Raw genomic sequence first — 19,042 nt, 5'->3', positions numbered from 1 at the left:
TGATGAGCGTCGTGGTGAGCAGCGGGGTGACGGGCGTCGTGGTCGTCCTGATGAGCGTCGTGGTGAGCAGCGGGGTGACGGGCGTCGTGGTCGTCCTGATGAGCGTCGTGGTGAGCAGCGGGGTGACGGGCGTCGTGGTCGTCCCGACGAGCGTCGCGGTGACGACCGTCGTCGCGACGGTGGACCGGGCCGGTCGCGTCCTGACGCGCCCGGCCGGGACCGGGAGCACCGGGACGACCGGCGTCCGGCGCGGGGCGACGCTCGCGGCGGCAGCGCCCGGCCGACGCACGGCCGTCCCGGCGGACCGCAGCAGGGGCGCGACGGCGCACCGTCGCGCCCGGGACGCCCGGCCATCCGGCCGACAGAGCGCCGCCCCCGCGTCGTCGAGCCGGAGATCGCCGAGGACGCGTCGATGGGCCAGCTCAGCCGCGACGTGCGTGGCCGCCTCCGCGGGCTGACGAAGGAGAACGCCGAGCGCATCGGCCTGCACCTGGTGATGGCCGGCCGGCTCCTCGACGTCGACCCCGAGCGCGCCTACGAGCACGCCCAGGCAGCCGTCCGTCGCGGTGGCCGGGTCGACGTCGTGCGGGAGGCCGCGGGGATCGCGGCGTACCGCACGGGTCGGTTCGCGGAGGCGCTGCGCGAGCTGCGCACGGTGCGACGGCTCAACGGGTCCTCCGAGCACCTCCCGCTGATGGCGGATGCGGAGCGCGGCCTCGGCCGCCCCGAGCGCGCCCTGGCTCTCGCCGCGAGCGAGGAGGCGCGCACGCTCGACGCCGAGGGGCGCACCGAGCTCGCCATCGTCGCGAGCGGAGCACGGAGCGACCTCGGGGAGCACGACGCCGCGCTCGCGGTGCTCGACCGGATCCCCGCCGCAGAGCGGCGCGGCGACCTCGGCCTGCGCGTGCTGCAGGCGCGTGCCGCCGCTCTGGAGGCGGCCGGCCGTACGGACGAGGCGGCACGGCTCCTGGCCGGCGTCGACGCGGCCGAGCTCGAGCGCGCGTCCGGTGTGCCGCAGGAGTCCGACGACGTCGTCGTCTACGACACGTACGACGAGGACGCCGCGGACGACGACGCCGACGACGACGCCGACGACGCCGCCGGGGACGCCTCCGACTCGGACGACCTGGCCGACGCGGACGAGCCGGACGGCGACCTCGACGGCGCGGACGGCGCGGACGCGGACAAGGCATGACGGCGACGCTGTCGGGCAGCAGCGTCCCGCTCGCTGCCGCGCACGACCTGGCCCTGGTCGACCTGGACGGGGTCGCGTACAAGGGGCACCTGCCCATCCCGCACGCCGCGGACAGCCTGACGGCGGCGCGGACGTCGGGGCTCCGGCTCGTCTTCGTGACCAACAACGCCTCGCGCGAGCCCGAGGAGGTCGCCGCGCAGCTCACCGGGCTGGACATCCCGACCACCCCGGACGAGGTGATGACCGCGGCCCAGGCGTGCGCGGCCCTGCTGCGCACGCGGCTGGAGCCCGGCGCGCGCGTCCTCGTCGTCGGCGGGGCGGGCCTGCGGACGGCGGTCGCCGGGGCGGGCCTGACGGTCGTCGACTCCGCCGACGACGCTCCCGACGCCGTGGCCCAGGGGTATGCGCCCGGGCTGGCCTGGAGCGACCTGGCCGAGGCCGCTTACGCGGTCTCGGGTGGCGCCTGGCACGTGGCGAGCAACCTCGACCTCTCGCTCCCGACCGCGCGGGGCTTCGCCCCCGGCAACGGTGCCCTGGTCGGCGCGGTCGTGGCCGCGACGGGCGTCGAGCCGGACAGCGCGGGCAAGCCGTCGCCCACCATGTACCGGCTGGCGGTCGACCGGGCGGGCGCGGAGCGCCCGCTGGTGATCGGGGACCGCCTCGACACCGACCTGGCGGGCGCCCGCGCGGGCGGCTACCCCGGCCTGCACGTCCTCACGGGCGTGTCCACGGGGCGTGACGCTGTGCTGGCGGAGCCCGGCCTGCGCCCGGACTACCTGGGCGCCGACCTGCGCGCGCTGCACGAGCCGCACCCCCTCCCCGAGCGGTCCGCCGAGGGCTGGTGGACGTGCGCCGGGCGTGCGGCGCGGGTCGTGGACGGGGCGCTGGAGCTCGACCGCCAGGGCCCGCACGGGATCGACGTCGTCCGCGCGGCCTGCGCGGCCGCCTGGGACGCCGCGGACCAGGGGGTCCCGGCGGCGCCCGCGACGGTCCCCGAGCTGCTCGCCTGACGACGGTGCGCCGGGGCCGCCTCGGCATCGTGCCCCGGCCTCGGCCACCCCGGGGGCATGCCGGGACATCCCGGGAAGGCGGCGACGAACCTGCTCGCGTGCTGTGGGTCGTGCGCAGGACGCGCGTGCCAGCGGGTAGCGTGGACCCGGACCTCGGACGGCGGCATCCACGGTGGTCGGCCGCCCCTCGGGCCGGCGGTCCGCGCGTACCCGCACGGGTGCCGGCGACGAGACCAGGACCGCGAGCGGTAGGGGAGGGACCATGACGCAGGACCCGTCGACGCACGGAGTCCCGCCCGCCGACGCGACGGCGGAGCCGAGCGAGCGCGCGACCGACGCTCCTGATGCCACCGACGAGCGTCCCCGGCCGGTGCCGACCCCTCCCACCATCCCTTCCACCGGTCTTTCCACCAGTGCGGGCGTCGGTGACCTCGAGGGGCTCGACGAGCTCCCGGTCGCCGAGCACGTGGAGCGCTTCACCCGGGTGCACGACGCCCTGCGGGCGCGGCTCGACGGCGGCCCGGACGCGGGGCCGCAGCGTTGACGGCGGTGGCACGCACCGATCTGCGGATCGACGCCGAGCTCGTCCGCCGTGGTCTGGCACGGTCGCGGCGGCAGGCGGTGGAGCTGATCGACGCGGGTCGTGTGCGGCTGGGTGATCGCGTGGTCACGAAGCCGTCCACGCCGGTGCCGGGAGACGCGCCGGTCACGGTGCTCACGGACCCGCAGGACCCGGGATACGCGTCGCGCGCGGGCGGCAAGCTCGCCGGAGCGCTCGACGCGCTCGCCGACGACCCCGCCGGCCGCGAGCTGCTGCGGGCCGTCGACGGCGGATGGTGCCTGGACGTCGGCGCCTCGACCGGCGGCTTCACGGACGTCCTGCTGCGCCGCGGCGCCCGCCACGTGGTGGCGCTCGACGTCGGGCACGACCAGCTCGTGCCGGCCCTGCGGGACGACTCCCGGGTGACGGTCGTCGAGGGGTTCAACCTGCGCGACCTCACGCCGTCCGACCTGGAGCGCGCCCCCGACGTCGTCGTGGGGGACCTGTCCTTCATCTCCCTCACGCTCGTGCTGGGCCCGCTCGCCGCCGTGCTCTCCCCGCAGGGCCACGCCCTGCTGCTGGTGAAGCCGCAGTTCGAGGTGGGCCGGGAGCGGCTCGGCAGCGGCGGCGTCGTGCGCGACCCGGCCCTGCACGTCGAGGCGGTCCTCGCCGTCGTGCGGGCCGCGGCCGGGCACGGCCTGCGCGCGTGCGCGGTGGTGCCGAGCCCGTTGCCCGGACCGAGCGGCAACCGCGAGTACTTCTGCTGGTTGCGGCCCGACGTCCCGGGTGCGGCGGTCGCCGCAGAACCCGCCGCGGCGGCCGCCGTCGCCTGGCAGCCCGGCGCGCACGACGCGCCGCCGTCCGTCCCGCCCGTCCTGCCGATCGGAGGAGCACCGTGAGCCGCCGAGTCCTCATCGTCACCCACGGGGGCCGCCCGGAGGCCGTGGCGGCGCTCTCCGAGGCCGTGCGCGAGCTCACCGAGGCGGGCTTCGAGGTCGCCCTGCACGACGACGACCTCGCCGAGTCCTTCGGCGACCACATGGCCGCCGCGCGCACCCGGGAGGGCGTCACCGACTCCGAGGCCGTCATGGTCCTCGGGGGCGACGGCACGATCCTGCGCGCCGCCGAGCTCACGCACGGCACAGGGGTGCCGCTCCTGGGCGTCAACCTGGGGCACGTCGGCTTCCTCGCCGAGAGCGAGCGGGACGACCTGCGGCACGCCGTGCGGCGCCTGGCCGCCCGCGACTACGAGGTCGAGGAGCGTGCCGTCGTCGACGTCGCCGTGTACCTGCCCGGGGAGGAGACGCCGCGCACCGGCTGGGCGCTCAACGAGGCCACGGTGGAGAAGGCGCGCCGCGAGCGGATGGTCGAGGTCGGCATCGCGGTCGACGGGCGTCCGCTGTCGTCGTTCGGCTGCGACGGCGTCGTGATGTCCACGGCGACCGGCTCGACGGCGCACGCGTTCTCGGCGGGCGGACCGGTCATGTGGCCGGAGGTGGACGGCGTGCTGCTGGTGCCCCTGTCCGCGCACGCGCTGTTCGCGCGCCCCCTGGTGATCGGCCCCCGCTCGACGTACACGGTCAAGGTGCTCGAGCGCAGCCCGGTCCCCGCGGTGCTGACCTGCGACGGCCGGCGGCGCATCGACCTGCCGGTCGGGTCGTGGGTGGAGGTGCGCCGGGGCGCGCTGCCGCTGCGGTTCGCGCGGCTCTCGCCCGCGCCGTTCACCGACCGGCTGGTGTCGAAGTTCTCGCTGCCTGTCGTCGGCTGGCGTGAGCTGGCGGCGAACCGCCCCGACCACCGGGCGCCGGGGCAGGACCCGCACGACGAGCACGACAAGGAGGCGTGAGGTGCTCGAGGAGATCGCGATCGAGAACCTGGGCGTGATCCGCGCCGCCCGGGTGCCCCTGGCCGACGGGCTGACCGTCATCACGGGCGAGACGGGCGCGGGCAAGACGATGGTGCTGACCGGGCTGGGCCTGCTCATGGGCGGCAAGGCCGACCCGGCCGCGGTGCGTCCCGGCGCGGACGGCGCCGTCGTCGAGGGCCGGCTGCGCGTGGCCACGCATCCCGCCGTCGCGGCCCGGGTCGACGAGGCGGGCGGCGAGGTGGACGACGACGGGACGGTCGTGGTGCTCCGCACGGTCGCCGCGGCGGGCCGCTCCCGCGCCCACCTCGGCGGGCGCGGCGTGCCGCAGGCGGTGCTCGCGGAGATCGCGGACGAGCTCGTGACCGTGCACGGCCAGGCCGACCAGCTGCGCCTGCGCACGACGGCGAAGCAGCGCGAGGCGCTGGACTCGTTCGCCGGGCCCGACCACCAGGACGACCTCGATGCCTACCGGGCGGCGTGGTCCGAGCGCGCCGGTCTGCTAGCGGAGATCGAGGACCTCACCGCGCGGGCGGCCGAGCGCGCCCGCGAGGCGGAGCTGCTGCGGCTGGGCCTCGCGGAGGTGGAGCGCGTCGACCCGCAGCCGGGGGAGGACGCCGAGCTCTCGGCCCTCGTCGGGCGGCTGGGCAACGCCGAGCAGCTGCGCGTCGCGGCGCAGGAGGCGCACGACGCCGTCGCCGGCGACGACGTGGAGACGGCCGGCAGCGCGGTGGAGTCCGTCGAGCGGGCACGGCGAGCGCTCGAGGCCGCGGCCGCGGACGACCCGGCGCTGGGCGGCCTCGCGACGCGGCTCGCGGAGGCGGGGTACCTGCTCGCCGACGTCGCGACCGAGCTGTCGTCGTACGTGAACGACCTGCAGGCCGACCCGGCGGGCCTCGAGACCGCGCACGCGCGGCTCGCGGAGCTCACGACGCTCACCCGCAGCTACGGCGAGACCATCGACGACGTGCTGCGGTGGGCGAGCGACGCCGGCCTGCGGCTGCTCGACCTGGACGACGGCGGCGAGCGGCTCGCGGGGATGCGTGAGCGCACCGCCGAGCTGGACGCCGAGCTCGCCGCCGCGGCGGAGCGGCTGACCACGGGCCGGCGCAAGGCCGCGGAGGCGCTGTCGGACGCCGTGACGCAGGAGCTGTCCGGGCTGGCCATGAAGGGCGCGCGGCTCGTCGTCGACGTCGCACCCGCGGACGAGCCGGGACCGTGGGGCGCCGACCAGGTCGGGTTCCTGCTGGAGCCGCACCCCGGCGCGCCCGCGCGCCCGCTGGGCAAGGGCGCGTCCGGCGGCGAGCTCTCCCGCGTGATGCTGGCCGTGGAGGTGGCGCTCGCCACGTCGCGCGTGGAGGCGGGCACCGGCACGGGCTCGGCGCCGGGCCGGGCCGCGGCGCCGCTGCCGACATTCGTCTTCGACGAGGTCGACGCCGGCGTCGGTGGCCGCGCGGCCGTCGAGGTGGGGCGCCGGCTCGCGGTGCTCGCCCGCAGCACCCAGGTGGTCGTGGTGACCCATCTCGCCCAGGTGGCGGCCTTCGCGGACTCGCACCTGGTCGTGACGAAGTCCACGCCCGACGGGGACGCGGGCGGTGCCTCCGACGGCGAATCCGAGGACGGCGCGGGCGTCACGGTGACGGGAGTGCGCGAGGTCACGGACGACGACCGGGTCCGTGAGCTGGCGCGGATGCTCTCCGGCCAGGAGGAGTCCGCGACCGCGCGCCAGCACGCGGTCGAGCTCCTGGAGTCCTCCACCGTGGGACGATAGGGGCGATGAGAATGATCCTGCGCAAGTCCGAGCGTGCGCCCGACGCCGGCGACGAGAGCACCGACGTGACAGGGCCCGCCCGGGTCGGCACGCGGACCAAGGACCTGACGAAGCGGCTGCACGCCGGCGACGTGGCCGTCATCGACCACGTCGACATCGACCGTGTGGCGGCCGACGCCCTGGTGGCGGTCAGCCCCGCCGCGGTGCTGAACGCCGCCCGCTCGACGTCCGGCCGTTACCCCAACGCGGGGCCGGGCATCCTCGTCGACGCCGGCATCACCCTGGTCGACGACCTGGGGCCCGCCGTCATGGCGCTGCCCGAGGGGGCCACGGTGCGGATCGACGGCGGCACCGTCGTGGTCGACGGCACCACCGTGGCGGAGGGCGTCCGGCAGACCCCGGAGACGGTCGCGGCGGACATGGTCGCGGCGCGCGAGGGGCTGTCGGAGGAGATCGAGAACTTCGCCGAGAACACGATGACGTACCTGCGCCGCGAGCGGGACCTCCTGCTCGACGGCGTCGGCGTGCCGGACGTGCGGACCAAGTTCGACGGCCGGCACGTGCTCATCGTCGTGCGCGGCTACCACTACCGCGAGGACCTGGCGATGCTGCGGTCCTACATCACCGAGAACCGGCCGGTGCTGGTCGGCGTCGACGGTGGCGCCGACGCGATCATCGACGCGGGCTGGAAGCCGGAGATGATCGTCGGGGACATGGACTCGGTGTCCGACCGCGCGCTGTCGTCGGGCGCGGAGATCGTGGTGCACGCCTACCGCGACGGCAACGCACCCGGCCTGGACCGCGTGCAGGCCCTCGGCGTCGAGCCCGTCGTGTTCCCCGCCACGGGGACCAGCGAGGACATCGCCATGCTCCTCGCCGACGACAAGGGCGCGGAGCTCATCGTCGCCGTGGGCACCCACGCCACGCTGGTCGAGTTCCTCGACAAGGGGCGGGCGGGCATGGCCAGCACGTTCCTCACCCGGCTGCGGGTCGGCGGCAAGCTCGTCGACGCCAAGGGCGTGTCCCGGCTGTACCGCACCCGGATCTCGAACCTGCAGCTCACGCTGCTGTCGCTGGCGGGCGTCGCCGCCGTCGTCGCGGCGCTGTGGTCCACCGCGGCGGGGCAGACGCTCTTCGGGCTGATCGGTGCCCGGATCGACGACCTCGTCTCCTGGGTGGGTAGCCTCTTCGGCGGGTGACGCCTCCGCGCGCCCGCCCGGCACTCCGCCCGACCCGACCGACCCGCCTCGACCTGACAAGGAACCTCTGCCGACCGTGATCGACTTCAGGTACCACCTCGTCTCGCTGATCTCCGTCTTCCTCGCCCTCGCCGTGGGCATCATCCTGGGTGCCGGCCCCCTGCAGGGCACGCTCGGGGACCAGCTCACCGAGCAGGTCGACACGCTGCGCACCGAGCGCAACGAGCTGCGGGACGAGCTCGTCCAGGCGCAGGCGGCGGCGCAGGACCAGCGACGCTTCATCGAGAGCGCCGGGGACCAGCTCGTCGCCGGCTCGCTCGCCGGGCTGAACGTCGCCGTCGTCGAGGTGGACGAGGTCAGCGACGCGAGCCGGAAGGCCGTGCTGGACGAGCTGGAGGCGGCGGACGGGACGGTCGTCGCGCAGGAGCGGCTGGCCGCGTCGTGGACGTCGGCCGACGAGCTGACCATGCGGGAGACCGTCGCCGACGGGCTGCGGGAGAAGCTGCCCGCCGACGCGATCGAGGGCGTCATCGACGACGAGTCCGGACCCGCGGACCTCCTGGCCGCGTCGCTCACCGTGGCTCTGACGGACACGACGCCGACCGAGCCCGGGTCGTTCAGCGACGCCGCGCTCGAGCAGCAGCACCTCCTGGAGCAGGTGGGCCTCGTGGAGCAGATCGCCGAGCCGAGCGCCCCGGCGGACGCGATCCTGCTGCTGTCGGGCGGCGACACGGGCGGTGACGACGAGTCCGAGACGCAGGACGCCGACCCGCAGCAGATCGGGATGAACGCGCTCGCGGCGCTCGCGGGCACCTCCGCCGAGATCGTCGGCACCTCGGTGGTGGCCGGCCCGACCACGCAGGACGGCGACCTGGTGGCCACCGTCCGCGCGGACGACGAGCTGGCCGACAAGGTCAGCACCGTCAGCGGCGTGGAGCAGACGACCGGACAGATCGTCGTGCCGCTCGCGATCGCCGCCCAGGACGCCGGCGCGGTCGACCAGTACGGCTTCGAGGACGGCGCGTCCGTCCTGCCGCCCGTGGTCGAGAACGGCGAGCCGCAGGGGAACGGCTGATGGCCCGCGAGACCGGAGCGGCCGCGCTGCTGCGCGGCGCGGCCACGGCGGCGGCCGGCGCGGTGCTGGTGCGGCGGGTGCTCGACACCGACCCGCCCGGCGGGGCCGCGCGGTGGACGCGGACCAACCATCGCGGCGAGCCCGTGAGCATGCTCGAAGGGCCCTCCGTGGCCGCCGGGCTCGTCGCCGGTACCCTCGCCGCGGGCGGGGGCCGGGAACGGGCGGGCGCCGCGGTCGCGACGGCCGGTGCTGCGGCGTTCGGCCTCGTCGACGACCTCGCCGAGGACACCAGCACGCGCGTCAAGGGGCTGCGCGGTCACCTGGGCGCGCTCGCCGGGGGCCGGCTCACCACGGGCGGCCTCAAGGTGCTCGGCATCGGTGCGACGGCGCTGGCCGGCGCGGCGGTCGGGACCCCGCGTCGGCCGGGCGGGCGCGCGACCGGGCACCTGCTGGACGTCGCCGTGAACGGCGCGCTGATCGCCGGCACGGCCAACCTGCTCAACCTTCTCGACCTGCGCCCCGGCCGGGCGCTCAAGGCGTCCGCGGCCCTGAGCCTGCCCGTCGCCGGGGGCGCGGCCGGCGCGGGGACCGGTGTCGTCCTCGGCGCGGCTGCCGTCGCCGCGCGAGGCGACCTCGCCGAGCGGGACATGCTGGGCGACGGCGGCGCGAACGCCCTCGGCGCCCTGGTCGGCGCGCAGTGGGCCTTCGGCGCCCCGCGCGCGGCGCGGCTCGCCGCGCTGGCGTCCGTCGTCGGGCTCACCCTCGCGTCCGAGCGGGTGAGCTTCTCCGCGGTGATCGAGCGCACCCCGTGGCTGCGCCGCGTCGACTCCTGGGGCCGCCGCCCCGCGGCGGATCCTGCCGGCGCAGGCCCGACGACCGGACCGGCCACGACGCCGGCCGCGGGGACGCAGGACGCCCCGACGGGGGAGTGAACCCATGACGTCGCGCCCGGGCGGGCTGCGGGCGGCGACCCAGACGCTCGCCGGTGCCGCCGCGATGATCACCGTCGTGACGGTGGCGAGCCGCCTGGTCGGCTTCGCCCGGTCGCTGGTGCAGTCCAGCGCCGTGGGGACGGAGGGCGTGGGGGCCGCGTACCAGGCGGCCAACCTCCTGCCGAACGTGCTCTTCGAGGTGGCGGCGGGCGGGGCCCTGGCCGGGTCGGTCGTCCCGCTGCTCGCGGGGCCGATCGTACGGAGGGCCCACGCGGACGTCTCGCGGATCGCCTCGGCGCTGCTGGGGTGGACGCTCGCCGCTCTCGTCCCGCTCGGCGCGCTCCTCGCGCTGCTCGCCGTGCCGATCGCCCACCTCCTGTGGCCGGTGCACCCCGAGCTCGTCGACGTCACCGCGACGTTCCTGCGGGTGTTCGCGCTGCAGGTCCCCCTCTACGGCGTCGCGGTCGTGCTGGGTGGCGTGCTGCAGGCGCACAAGCGCTTCTTCTGGCAGGCCTTCTCCCCGCTGCTGTCGAGCCTTGCCGTGATCGTGGTGTTCCTGGTCTTCGCGCGCCTCGCCGAAGGCGACCAGGGTGACGTGGCCGCGCTGTCGCACCAGGCGATCGCGTGGCTGGGGTGGGGGACGACGGCCGGTGTCGCGGTCCTCGCCGTGCCGCTCGTCGGCCCGGTCCTGCGATCCGGCGTGCGGCTGCGCCCGACGCTCCGCTTCCCGGGCGGCGAGGGCACGCGCGCCCGCCACCTGGCGTTCGCGGGGATCGGCGCGCTCGTGGCCCAGCAGCTGTCCGTCCTGGCCATGCTGGGTGCCGCCTCCCGGTTCGGGCCGGAGTCGACCTTCGCGACGTACTGGTTCGCGCAGCAGGTCTACCTCCTGCCGTACGCGGTGCTGGCGTTCCCGCTCGCGACGAGCTCCTTCCCGCGTCTGGCGGAGCACGTGGCGCACGACCGCCACGAGGCCTTCAGCCGCCTCCTCGGCACGACCACCAGGACCCTCCTCGTGGTCACCGGGGTCGGCGCCGCGGCCCTCGTGGCGGCGTCGGCCGCGGTCGAGGTGGTGTTCCGGGCGTTCGCGACGGGGTCCGTCGAGGGGCTGGGGGCGGCGGTCGCCTGGATGGCCCCGGGGATCGTCGGGTTCTCGCTCATCCTCCACCTGTCCCGGGCGCTGTACACGATCGACCGGCAGCGGGCGGCGGTGACGGTGACCGTGGCGGGATGGGCCGTGGTGGCCCTGGGGGCGTTCGCACTGCCCGCCGCGACCGGGGTCCGGGACCAGACCGGCGTGCTGACGATGCTCGGGCTGGCGACCTCGATCGGCATGACGGTCGCGGGGGCCGGGCTCCTGGCGGCGGTGCGCCGCTACGCGGGCCGCGAGGCGCTGCGCGGAGTCGCCCGCACCCTGGTGGTGCTGGTCGTGGCGACGGCGCTCGGGGCAGGGGCGGGATCGGTCGTGTCGGAGGCGCTGCTGCCGGCCGACGCCGGCCTCCTGCCGGCGCTCGGCGTCGGGCTGCTCGTGGCTCTGCTGGCGGGCGCCGTCGTGCTGGCATGCTTCCTCGTCGCGGACCGTTCCGCCGTGACGGGGCTGGTGCGACGCGGGGGAGCGAAGAGCCCGGTGGCGGACCCCACGGACGCCGCGGGCACGAACGAGGACCCCTCGGGGGAAGGGTCGGTGGGCTCCGCCGACGAGCGACGCGCGGAGTGACCAGACGCACCGCGCGGCCCGCGTGCCGGCGGGCCACCCGCTGTTAGGATGGAGTTCCGTGGCCGACACCGCGAACAGACTCCAGCCCCGCTCCTCCAGCCGTACGGGTGCGACGCACCAGACGCGGCACATCTTCGTGACGGGCGGTGTGGCTTCCTCGCTCGGCAAGGGCCTCACGGCCTCCTCGCTCGGGCGCCTGCTGCGCTCGCGCGGCCTGCGGGTCACGATGCAGAAGCTCGACCCGTACCTCAACGTGGACCCGGGCACGATGAACCCGTTCCAGCACGGCGAGGTCTTCGTCACCGAGGACGGTGCCGAGACCGACCTCGACATCGGCCACTACGAGCGGTTCCTCGACATCGAGCTGCCGGCCTCGTCCAACGTCACCACCGGCCAGGTGTACTCCCGCGTGATCGCGAAGGAGCGCCGCGGCGAGTACCTCGGCGACACGGTCCAGGTGATCCCGCACATCACGGACGAGATCAAGTCGCGCATGCGCGACCAGGCGGCCCCCGACGTCGACGTGATCATCACCGAGATCGGCGGCACGGTCGGCGACATCGAGTCCCAGCCCTTCCTCGAGGCCGCCCGCCAGGTGCGGCACGAGCTGGGCCGCGACGACTGCTTCTTCCTGCACGTCTCCCTGGTGCCGTACATCGGCCCGTCGGGCGAGCTCAAGACCAAGCCCACCCAGCACTCGGTGGCCGCGCTGCGCTCCATCGGTATCCAGCCCGACGCCATCGTGCTCCGCTCAGACCGGGTCGTCCCCGACGGCATCAAGCGCAAGATCGCCCTGATGTGCGACGTCGACAACGAGGCCGTCATCAACTGCGCCGACGCGCCGAGCATCTACGACATCCCCCGGGTCATCCACTCCGAGGGCCTCGACGCCTACGTCGTGCGCCGCCTCGACCTGCCGTTCCACGACGTCGAGTGGGACGGCTGGAGCCAGCTCCTGGAGCGCGTGCACGAGCCCGAGCACAACGTCGAGATCGCCCTCGTCGGCAAGTACATCGACCTGCCCGACGCGTACCTGTCGGTGACCGAGGCGCTGCGCGCCGGCGGCTTCGACAACGACGCGAAGGTCGGGATCCGGTGGGTCGCGGCCGACGACTGCCAGACCCCCGAGGGCGCCCAGGAGGCCCTGGAGGGTGTCGACGCGGTGCTGGTCCCGGGCGGGTTCGGCGTGCGCGGCATCGACGGCAAGGTCGGCGCGCTGCGCTGGGCGCGTGAGAACCTCGTGCCGACGCTCGGCATCTGCCTGGGCCTGCAGTCGATGGTCATCGAGTACGCGCGCAACGTCCTCGGGCTGGACGATGCGTCGTCCACCGAGTTCGACCCGAACAGCACCCACCCGGTGATCGCGACGATGGCCGAGCAGCTCGCGATCGTGGGCGGCGACGGCGACCTGGGCGGCACCATGCGCCTCGGCGCGTACGACGCCCACCTCGGTGCGGGCTCGGTCGTCGCGAAGGCGTACGGCAGCGAGCGGGTCTCGGAGCGCCACCGGCACCGGTACGAGGTCAACAACGCGTACCGCGGCCAGCTCGAGGACGCGGGCCTGGTCTTCTCCGGCACGTCCCCCGACGCGAAGCTCGTCGAGTTCGTGGAGCTGCCCGCCGACGTCCACCCGTACTACGTGAGCACCCAGGCGCACCCGGAGTTCAAGTCGCGCCCGACCCGCTCGCACCCGCTCTTCTCCGGGCTGGTCGCGGCGGCGCTCGTTCGGCAGGGCTCCCAGGCGTGACCGCACCGGCCGACACCTCCGACGGGCGCGCCCCGCTGGCCGACGAGGCCGACCCGCGCCCGGTGCTGCGCCGCGAGGTGCTGATGCGCGGGCACATCATCGACGTCGTGCGCGACGAGGTCGACCTCGGCGACGCCGGCGTGGTGAGCCGCGAGTACGTCGAGCACCCGGGCGCCGTGGCGATCGTCGCGCTGGACGAGCAGGACCGGGTGCTGCTGCTGCGGCAGTACCGCCACCCGGTGCGCTCGTTCCTGTGGGAGGTGCCGGCCGGGCTGCTCGACGTCGAGGGCGAGCCCGCGGTCGTCGCCGCCGCGCGCGAGCTCGGCGAGGAGGCGGACCTCACCGCCGAGAGCTGGTCGGTGCTGACCGACTACTCGACGACCCCCGGCAGCAGCGACGAGGCGGTGCGCGTCTTCCTGGCCCGCGGCCTCGCCGAGGTGGCGGACGCCGACCGGCACGTGCGCACCGGCGAGGAGGCGGGCATGGAGCTGCGCTGGGTGCCGCTGGACGAGGCGGTGGCACGCGTGCTCGACGGCAGCCTGCACAACCCGTCGGCGGTGGTGGGCATCCTTGCCGCCGCGGCGAGCCGGGCCGGAGGCTGGGCGTCCCTGCGCCCGGCGGACGACCCCTGGCCCTCCCGTCCCGGAGCCTGAGCGGCAGGTAGGCTCCACAGGCGTGCACGACGCCCCCGACCTCATCCCCGATCCCGGCCCGGAACGACCGACCGCGGTGCGCGTGCTCGGCCCGGTCCGCGTGCCCGGGCCGGACGGCGAGCCCCGCGCGCCGCGCGGTGCCCGCGCCGCGGCGCTCGTGGTGCTCCTCGCCCTCGGCGGCCGGCGCGGCGTCTCGTCCACGGCGCTGGTCGACCGGCTCTGGCAGGAGGCGCTGCCCGCCGACCCGCGGGCCGCGCTGCAGAACCTGGTCTCCCGCCTGCGGTCGGTGGCCGGGCGCGACGCCGTCCGGGCGACCGAGACGGGGTACGCCCTGGGCGTGCCGACCGACCTCTCCCTCGCACGCGAGGGGCTGGCGTCGGCCCGCCGCGAGCTCGTGGCGGGGGACCCGGCCGCCGCCGCCACGACGGCGGACCGCGCCCTCGGTCTGTGGCTCGGGGCGCCCGGCGCGGACCTCGAGGGCGGCGAGTTCGCGCCCGTCGCGCGCGAGCTGGCCACCGTGGCCGAGCGCTGCCGCGACGAGCTGCGGGAGGTGCGCCGCGACGCTGCGGAGGCCGCGGGACAGCATGCCGTGGTCGCCGAGCTGGCCGGCGCGGACGTCGCCGCGGACCCGACCGACGAGGACGCGGCCCGCGCGCTCATGGGCGCCCTGGGCGGGCTCGGCCGGGCCGCGGAGGCGCTGCGCGTGTTCACCCGCCTGCGTTCGGTGCTGGTCCGAGAGCTCGGCAGCGACCCGGGGCCGGCCACCGTCGCCCTCTACGAACGCCTCGCCGCCGACGTCGAGCGACGGGGGCCCGAGGAGGCACCGGACGACATGCGCCTCCCGACCGTGCCGGAGGCGGGGCCTCCGCGGGCGGCGGAGGCCGCACCACCCGGTGCCGGGGTGCCCGGTGGTGCGGCGGTGCGCGGGCTGCGGACCTACCCGACCCCGCTCGTCGGCCGCGAGGAGGACGTCGTCGCCGTGCGCGAGGCGCTCGCGGCGTCCCGGCTGGTGACGGTCCTGGGGCCGGGCGGGCTCGGCAAGACCCGCCTCGCGCAGGAGGTCGCGCGCCGGTCCGTGCCGGGCGCGGGGCTCGTCGTCGTGGTGGAGCTGGTCGGCGTCCGCTCGGACGACGACGTCGTGCTCGCGGTCGCGGACGCCCTCGGCGTCGCGTCCGGTGCCGGGTCCGTGCGGCTGGCCGACCGGCTCAAGGCGCGGGACCTCGTGGAGGAGATCAGCGCGCGGCTGCGCGACGTCGACGCCCTCGTGGTGCTCGACAACTGCGAGCACGTCGTCGAGGGCGCCGCCCGGTGGGCCGGCCTCCTGCTCGACGTCTCGCCGCGGCTCCGGGTGCTCGCGACGAGCCGCACCCCGCTGCTGCTCGAGACCGAGTCGGTGTACGAACCGTCGCCGCTGGGGGCCGACGCGTCCGACGAGGACGGCGGGCCCGCCGTCCGCCTGTTCGTCGAGCGCGCCCGCGCAGTCCGGCCCGACGCGCTGCTGGACCGTGCGGCCGTGGCGCGACTGTGCGGACGGCTCGACGGCCTGCCCCTGGCGATCGAGCTCGCGGCCGCCCGCGTCCGCACGCTCAGCGTGGCGGAGGTGGAGGAACGGCTCGACGAGCGCTTCGCCCTGCTGCGCGTGCGGGACCGCTCCGTCCCCGACCGGCACCGCACCCTCGAGGCGGTGCTGGACTGGAGCTGGAACCTGCTGACCGCGGGCCAGCAGTCGCTGTGGCGCCGCGCCGCCGTCCTGCCCGACGGGTTCTCGGCCGAGGCCGCGCGGGAGCTGCTGCCCGACGCGCCGGGATGGCGCGTGGACGACGACGTCGACGCGCTCGTCCTGCAGTCCCTGGTGCGGGTGGAGGAGGCCGACGGCGCCGCCCGCTACCGCATGGTCGAGACGGTGCGGGAGTTCGGGCTGCTGCGCCTCGCCGACGCGCACGAGGGGGCGACGACGGACGACGCCGTCCTCGCGTGGGCCCTGCGGGTGGCCCGCCGCTGCGCGTCCGGCCTGCTCTCCCCGCGCCAGCGCGAGGCGGTCGCGGAGCTCGGCCGCGAGCAGGAGAACCTGCTCTTCGCGGTGCGGCGCGCGATGGACCTCGACCGGCCGGGGGTCGTGGTGCACGGCTTCGTCGCGCTGCTCGGGAGCTGGGCGGTCCGGGGCGCCGAGGAGCGGGTCGTCGGCCTGGTGCCGGGGGTGCTGCACGCCCTCGAGGGCTGGCCGGTGCCCGAGGAGCACGCGGACGCCACCGCCATCGCGCTCGAGGCGATCGCGGCGGCGTCGGTCTTCGGGGGGCCGGGGACGGCGGCCCGCCCGCTGGGGCGGCTGCGTCGCCTCCTGCGCTCCAGCCGGTCCGTCGGGGCACGCACGCGCGAGCTCGCCGACCTCGTCCTGGCGCGGACGCCCGAGGAGTCGCTCGACGTGCTCGCACGGCTGCAGGGGTCGGAGGACGGGTACACGGCGCTGATCGGCCACATGTTCGAGGCCCAGCAGCGCGAGAACGACGGCGAGATCGCCCGGGCCGTGGAGCTGGCCCGGGCCGCGCACGAGGTGGCCCGCGGGATCGACGACGCCGCGGCCGCGGCCATGACGGCGATGGTTCTCGCGTCGTTCCTCACGGAGCGTGGCGAGGCCGAGGAGGCGGCTCGCTGGGTCGCCGCCGCGAAGGACGGCGTCACGGCGATCGGCGCCGAGGAGATGCAGTGGCAGGTGCGGTGGATCGAGCTGGGCACCGCCCTCACCCTGGACCGGCTCGAGGCCGCCGAGGCCGTCGTCGAGTCCATGGTCCCTGCCGCCGAGGGCGGCCACGACGGCCGGGAGGCGCAGGCGCGCGGCGTCGTCGAGCTGGGGCGCGGCGAGCTGGCGTGGGCGCGCGGTGACCGCGCGGAGGCGCTCACCCGCCTCGCGCGGGCGCTGGAGACGTTCGGGGCCGGTCAGCCGCAGGGCGACGCGGCGCCGTGGTTCCTGCTGCTCGCGTCGGCCACCCTCGTGCGCCGGGTGCAGGCAGGGGTCGACGACGGCGGTCTCGTGCGCCGGATCGTCGACGTGGGCAGGCGCCTGCGGGGCGACGGGCGCGGGTTCGTCGACCGGCCGGTGCTCGCGACGTCGTCGGTGGGCGTCGCCTGCTGGGCCTGCCTGGGCGGCGCGACGTCGGACGGCCACGACGACGGCGACGACGACGGCCGCGCGGCCGACGGTGCGGAGCTGCTGGCGCTCGCGGGCCGCCTGGGCGCACGACAGGACCTGCCCGCCCTGCGGCTCGACCGCCTGCGGGCGGAGGTGGCCGACGCCTTGGGCGAGCACGGGGCGGAGATCGTCCGCGCGGGCGGGCAGCGGGCCGACGCCCTCGGCCACGACGAGCTGGTGGCGCGCGCGGACGAGCTCCTGGTCCGCCTCGCGGGGGAGGCGGGCCAGGAGCCCGGGACGGCTCAGGCCTTCTTCATGTAGCTCCGCACGGCGAGCGGGGCGAAGACCGCCACGACCACGGCGCAGCTCAGCAGCGCGATGCCGACCTGGCCGGTCACGCTGCCGGTGCTGGCGAGGTCGCGGACCGCGGTCACGAGGTGCGACACCGGGTTGACGTTGACGAAGCCCTGCAGCCAGCCGGGCATCGTGTCCACGGGGACGAACGCGTTGGACAGGAACGTCAGCGGGAAGAGCACCAGGAACGAGATGCCCTGCACGGACGAGGCGGACCGGCCGATGACGCCGAAGAACGCGAAGATCCAGCTCAGCGACCAGGCGCAGACGATGACCAGCAGGCCGGCGAGGAGCACGCCGCCGACACCGCCGCCCGGACGCCAGCCCATGATCAGGCCCATGACGATCGTCAGCGTCGTGGCGATGAGGTAGCGGACCAGGTCCGCGATCAGGGCGCCGGCGAGCGGGGCGATGCGGGCGATGGGCAGCGACTTGAACCGGTCGAACACGCCCTTGTCCATGTCCTCGCGCAGCTGGGTGCCGGTGACGGCGGAGGCCGTGATGACGGTCTGCACGAGGATGCCGGGGATGATGACCGGCAGGTAGGCCGCGATGCTGCCGGAAATCGCGCCGCCGAAGATGTACGTGAACATCAGCGTGAAGATGATCGGCTGCACCGTGACGTCGATGAGCTGCTCCGGCGTCCGGCGGATCTTGATGAGGCCGCGGCGCGCCATGGCCAGGGAGTCGGAGACGGCCTGGCCGGCGGTGACGCGGTTGCGCAGGGTGCGCTCGGCGCCGGGGACGATGCGTCCCCCGGGCGCCACGGGCGCGGCGGTGGTGAGGGTGGTCATGCGGAGATCTCCTCGAGCTCGGGGGAGCCGGCGGTTCGGTCGGTCGTGGACTGGTCGGTGGCGTCGTGGCCGGTCAGCGTCAGGAACACCTCGTCGAGGGTCGGCTTGTCCATCGACAGCCCGTCGAGGTCGACGCCGGCGCCGCGCAGGCGGACCAGCAGGTCGGTGACGCGGGCGGGGTCGGCGACGGGCACGGTGAGGCGACGCGCCTCTGGGGAGACCGTCGCGGCGACGCCGAGCACGTCCAGCACGGCCGCCTGGGCGGCCGGGGCGTCGTCCGGTCGCACGAGGGCGAGCTGCAGCGACTGCTGGCCGACCGACGACTTGAGCTCGTCCCCGGTGCCCTCGGCGACCACGCGGCCGCGGTCGATCACGGCGATGCGGTCGGCGAGCTGGTCGGCCTCGTCGAGGTACTGCGTGGTGAGCAGCACGGTCGAGCCCGTCGCGACGAGGCGGCGGATGGTCTCCCACATCTGGGCGCGGGTGCGGGGGTCGAGGCCGGTGGTCGGCTCGTCCAGGAAGAGGAGCGGGGGCTGCGCGATGAGGCTCGCCGCCAGGTCGAGGCGACGCCGCATGCCGCCGGAGAAGTTCTTCAGCGGGCGCGCGGCGGCGTCGGTGAGGCTGAACTCCTCGAGCAGGTCACGGGTGCGTCGCGTCGCGGCGGCGCCCTTGAGCCCGTTGAGCCGGCAGAACAGCAGCAGGTTCTCGGTGGCGCTGAGCGTCTCGTCGACCGAGGCGTACTGGCCCGTGACGCCGATGAGCTGGCGGACGACGAACGGCTCGCGCGACACGTCGTGGCCGAAGACGGACGCCCGGCCGGCGTCGGGCCGCAGGAGCGTCGCGAGCATGCGGATCGTGGTGGTCTTCCCGGCACCGTTCGGGCCGAGGACGCCGTAGACGGAGCCGGTGGCGACCTCGAGGTCGACCCCGTCCACGGCGCGGTGGTCGCCGAAGGTCTTGACGAGGCCCTCGGCCTCGATAGCGGTGGTGGTCATGGGACCACCGTGCGGGGCGGCGCTCGCAGCGCGCTGTCACGGCGCTGTCACGCCCACCGTCACGACGCCGC

At 75.9% G+C, this 19,042-nt stretch carries 16 protein-coding genes; 13 read left to right on the top strand and 3 right to left on the bottom strand.

Features of this window, described 5'->3' with window-relative positions:
- Window positions 1–229, bottom strand: a 229-nt coding sequence (locus ABZ493_RS09085; protein WP_430581842.1) for a hypothetical protein, incomplete at its 3' end; no start/stop codon positions are given.
- A gap of 183 nt (window positions 230–412) precedes the next feature.
- Here ABZ493_RS09085 and ABZ493_RS09080 point away from each other — a divergent pair.
- The 13 genes from ABZ493_RS09080 to ABZ493_RS09020 all read left to right on the top strand — a co-directional run bounded on the left by ABZ493_RS09080 (window position 413) and on the right by ABZ493_RS09020 (window position 17,149).
- Window positions 413–1,195, top strand: a complete 783-nt coding sequence (locus ABZ493_RS09080; protein ID WP_430581841.1) for a hypothetical protein — start codon at window positions 413–415, stop codon at window positions 1,193–1,195.
- A complete protein-coding gene (locus ABZ493_RS09075) occupies window positions 1,192–2,205 on the top strand; it encodes an HAD-IIA family hydrolase (RefSeq protein ID WP_430581840.1) in 1,014 nt (337 codons plus the stop codon). Before ABZ493_RS09080 ends, ABZ493_RS09075 begins: the two co-directional genes overlap by 4 nt.
- A 262-nt stretch (window positions 2,206–2,467) precedes the next feature.
- Window positions 2,468–2,749 carry a hypothetical protein gene (locus ABZ493_RS09070; RefSeq protein ID WP_430581839.1) on the top strand — a complete coding sequence of 94 codons (282 nt, stop codon included), beginning with the start codon at window positions 2,468–2,470 and terminating at the stop codon, window positions 2,747–2,749.
- 5 nt (window positions 2,750–2,754) lie between these two features.
- Window positions 2,755–3,645, top strand: a complete 891-nt coding sequence (locus tag ABZ493_RS09065) for a TlyA family RNA methyltransferase (protein ID WP_430581838.1) — start codon at window positions 2,755–2,757, stop codon at window positions 3,643–3,645.
- On the top strand, window positions 3,642–4,592 hold the full coding sequence (locus ABZ493_RS09060; RefSeq protein ID WP_430581837.1) for an NAD kinase: 951 nt from the start codon (window positions 3,642–3,644) through the stop codon (window positions 4,590–4,592). The genes ABZ493_RS09065 and ABZ493_RS09060 overlap by 4 nt, the downstream gene beginning before the upstream one ends.
- A 1-nt stretch (window position 4,593) precedes the next feature.
- Window positions 4,594–6,381, top strand: a complete 1,788-nt coding sequence (recN, locus tag ABZ493_RS09055; RefSeq protein ID WP_430581836.1) for a DNA repair protein RecN — start codon at window positions 4,594–4,596, stop codon at window positions 6,379–6,381.
- Between the two features lie 5 nt (window positions 6,382–6,386).
- Window positions 6,387–7,580 carry a putative cytokinetic ring protein SteA gene (steA, locus tag ABZ493_RS09050; protein WP_430581835.1) on the top strand — a complete coding sequence of 398 codons (1,194 nt, stop codon included), beginning with the start codon at window positions 6,387–6,389 and terminating at the stop codon, window positions 7,578–7,580.
- 76 nt (window positions 7,581–7,656) lie between these two features.
- Window positions 7,657–8,655, top strand: a complete 999-nt coding sequence (locus ABZ493_RS09045) for a copper transporter (RefSeq protein ID WP_430581834.1) — start codon at window positions 7,657–7,659, stop codon at window positions 8,653–8,655.
- Entirely contained in the window at window positions 8,655–9,587 is a 933-nt protein-coding gene (locus ABZ493_RS09040; RefSeq protein ID WP_430581833.1) for a hypothetical protein, read from the top strand. Before ABZ493_RS09045 ends, ABZ493_RS09040 begins: the two co-directional genes overlap by 1 nt.
- Window positions 9,588–9,591: 4 nt before the next feature.
- Window positions 9,592–11,301, top strand: a complete 1,710-nt coding sequence (locus ABZ493_RS09035) for a lipid II flippase MurJ (protein ID WP_430581832.1) — start codon at window positions 9,592–9,594, stop codon at window positions 11,299–11,301.
- Window positions 11,302–11,359: 58 nt separating this feature from the next.
- The gene (locus ABZ493_RS09030; RefSeq protein ID WP_430581831.1) at window positions 11,360–13,048 is read left to right on the top strand and encodes a CTP synthase; all 1,689 of its coding nucleotides are present in this window, start codon (window positions 11,360–11,362) and stop codon (window positions 13,046–13,048) included.
- An 83-nt stretch (window positions 13,049–13,131) separates the two neighbouring features.
- Window positions 13,132–13,701 (top strand): NUDIX hydrolase, encoded by a 570-nt coding sequence (locus ABZ493_RS09025; RefSeq protein ID WP_430581851.1) that lies wholly within the window; start codon window positions 13,132–13,134, stop codon window positions 13,699–13,701.
- A 22-nt stretch (window positions 13,702–13,723) separates the two neighbouring features.
- Window positions 13,724–17,149, top strand: coding sequence for a BTAD domain-containing putative transcriptional regulator (locus ABZ493_RS09020; protein ID WP_430581830.1), 3,426 nt, complete (start codon window positions 13,724–13,726; stop codon window positions 17,147–17,149).
- Here ABZ493_RS09020 and ABZ493_RS09015 read toward each other — a convergent pair.
- Together ABZ493_RS09015 and ABZ493_RS09010 are read right to left on the bottom strand one after the other, a co-directional pair.
- Window positions 17,131–17,976 (bottom strand): ABC transporter permease, encoded by an 846-nt coding sequence (locus tag ABZ493_RS09015; RefSeq protein WP_430581829.1) that lies wholly within the window; start codon window positions 17,974–17,976, stop codon window positions 17,131–17,133. The genes ABZ493_RS09020 and ABZ493_RS09015 overlap by 19 nt on opposite strands.
- Complete coding sequence (locus ABZ493_RS09010; RefSeq protein WP_430581828.1) at window positions 17,973–18,971, bottom strand: ATP-binding cassette domain-containing protein; 999 nt, start codon at window positions 18,969–18,971, stop codon at window positions 17,973–17,975. The genes ABZ493_RS09015 and ABZ493_RS09010 overlap by 4 nt, the downstream gene beginning before the upstream one ends.
- Window positions 18,972–19,042 lie beyond the last annotated feature (71 nt).

This window comes from Isoptericola sp. NPDC019482 (assembly GCF_040632295.1).
In the GTDB taxonomy this organism is placed as follows: Bacteria; Actinomycetota; Actinomycetes; order Actinomycetales; family Cellulomonadaceae; genus Isoptericola.
The sequence above is the reverse complement of the archived record's forward strand: the minus strand, read 5'-3'. Positions and strand labels throughout refer to the sequence as shown.

What these genes read in the sequence shown, in the direction of transcription:
- ABZ493_RS09075 (WP_430581840.1), top strand. Translation starts at nt 1,192, where the DNA reads ATGACGGCGACGCTGTCGGGCAGCAGCGTCCCGCTCGCTGCCGCGCAC.
- steA (WP_430581835.1), top strand. Translation starts at nt 6,387, where the DNA reads ATGAGAATGATCCTGCGCAAGTCCGAGCGTGCGCCCGACGCCGGCGAC.
- ABZ493_RS09025 (WP_430581851.1), top strand. Translation starts at nt 13,132, where the DNA reads ATGCGCGGGCACATCATCGACGTCGTGCGCGACGAGGTCGACCTCGGC.
- ABZ493_RS09070 (WP_430581839.1), top strand. Translation starts at nt 2,468, where the DNA reads ATGACGCAGGACCCGTCGACGCACGGAGTCCCGCCCGCCGACGCGACG.
- ABZ493_RS09035 (WP_430581832.1), top strand. Translation starts at nt 9,592, where the DNA reads ATGACGTCGCGCCCGGGCGGGCTGCGGGCGGCGACCCAGACGCTCGCC.
- ABZ493_RS09015 (WP_430581829.1), bottom strand. Translation starts at nt 17,976, where the DNA reads ATGACCACCCTCACCACCGCCGCGCCCGTGGCGCCCGGGGGACGCATC.
- ABZ493_RS09040 (WP_430581833.1), top strand. Translation starts at nt 8,655, where the DNA reads ATGGCCCGCGAGACCGGAGCGGCCGCGCTGCTGCGCGGCGCGGCCACG.
- ABZ493_RS09010 (WP_430581828.1), bottom strand. Translation starts at nt 18,971, where the DNA reads ATGACCACCACCGCTATCGAGGCCGAGGGCCTCGTCAAGACCTTCGGC.
- ABZ493_RS09080 (WP_430581841.1), top strand. Translation starts at nt 413, where the DNA reads ATGGGCCAGCTCAGCCGCGACGTGCGTGGCCGCCTCCGCGGGCTGACG.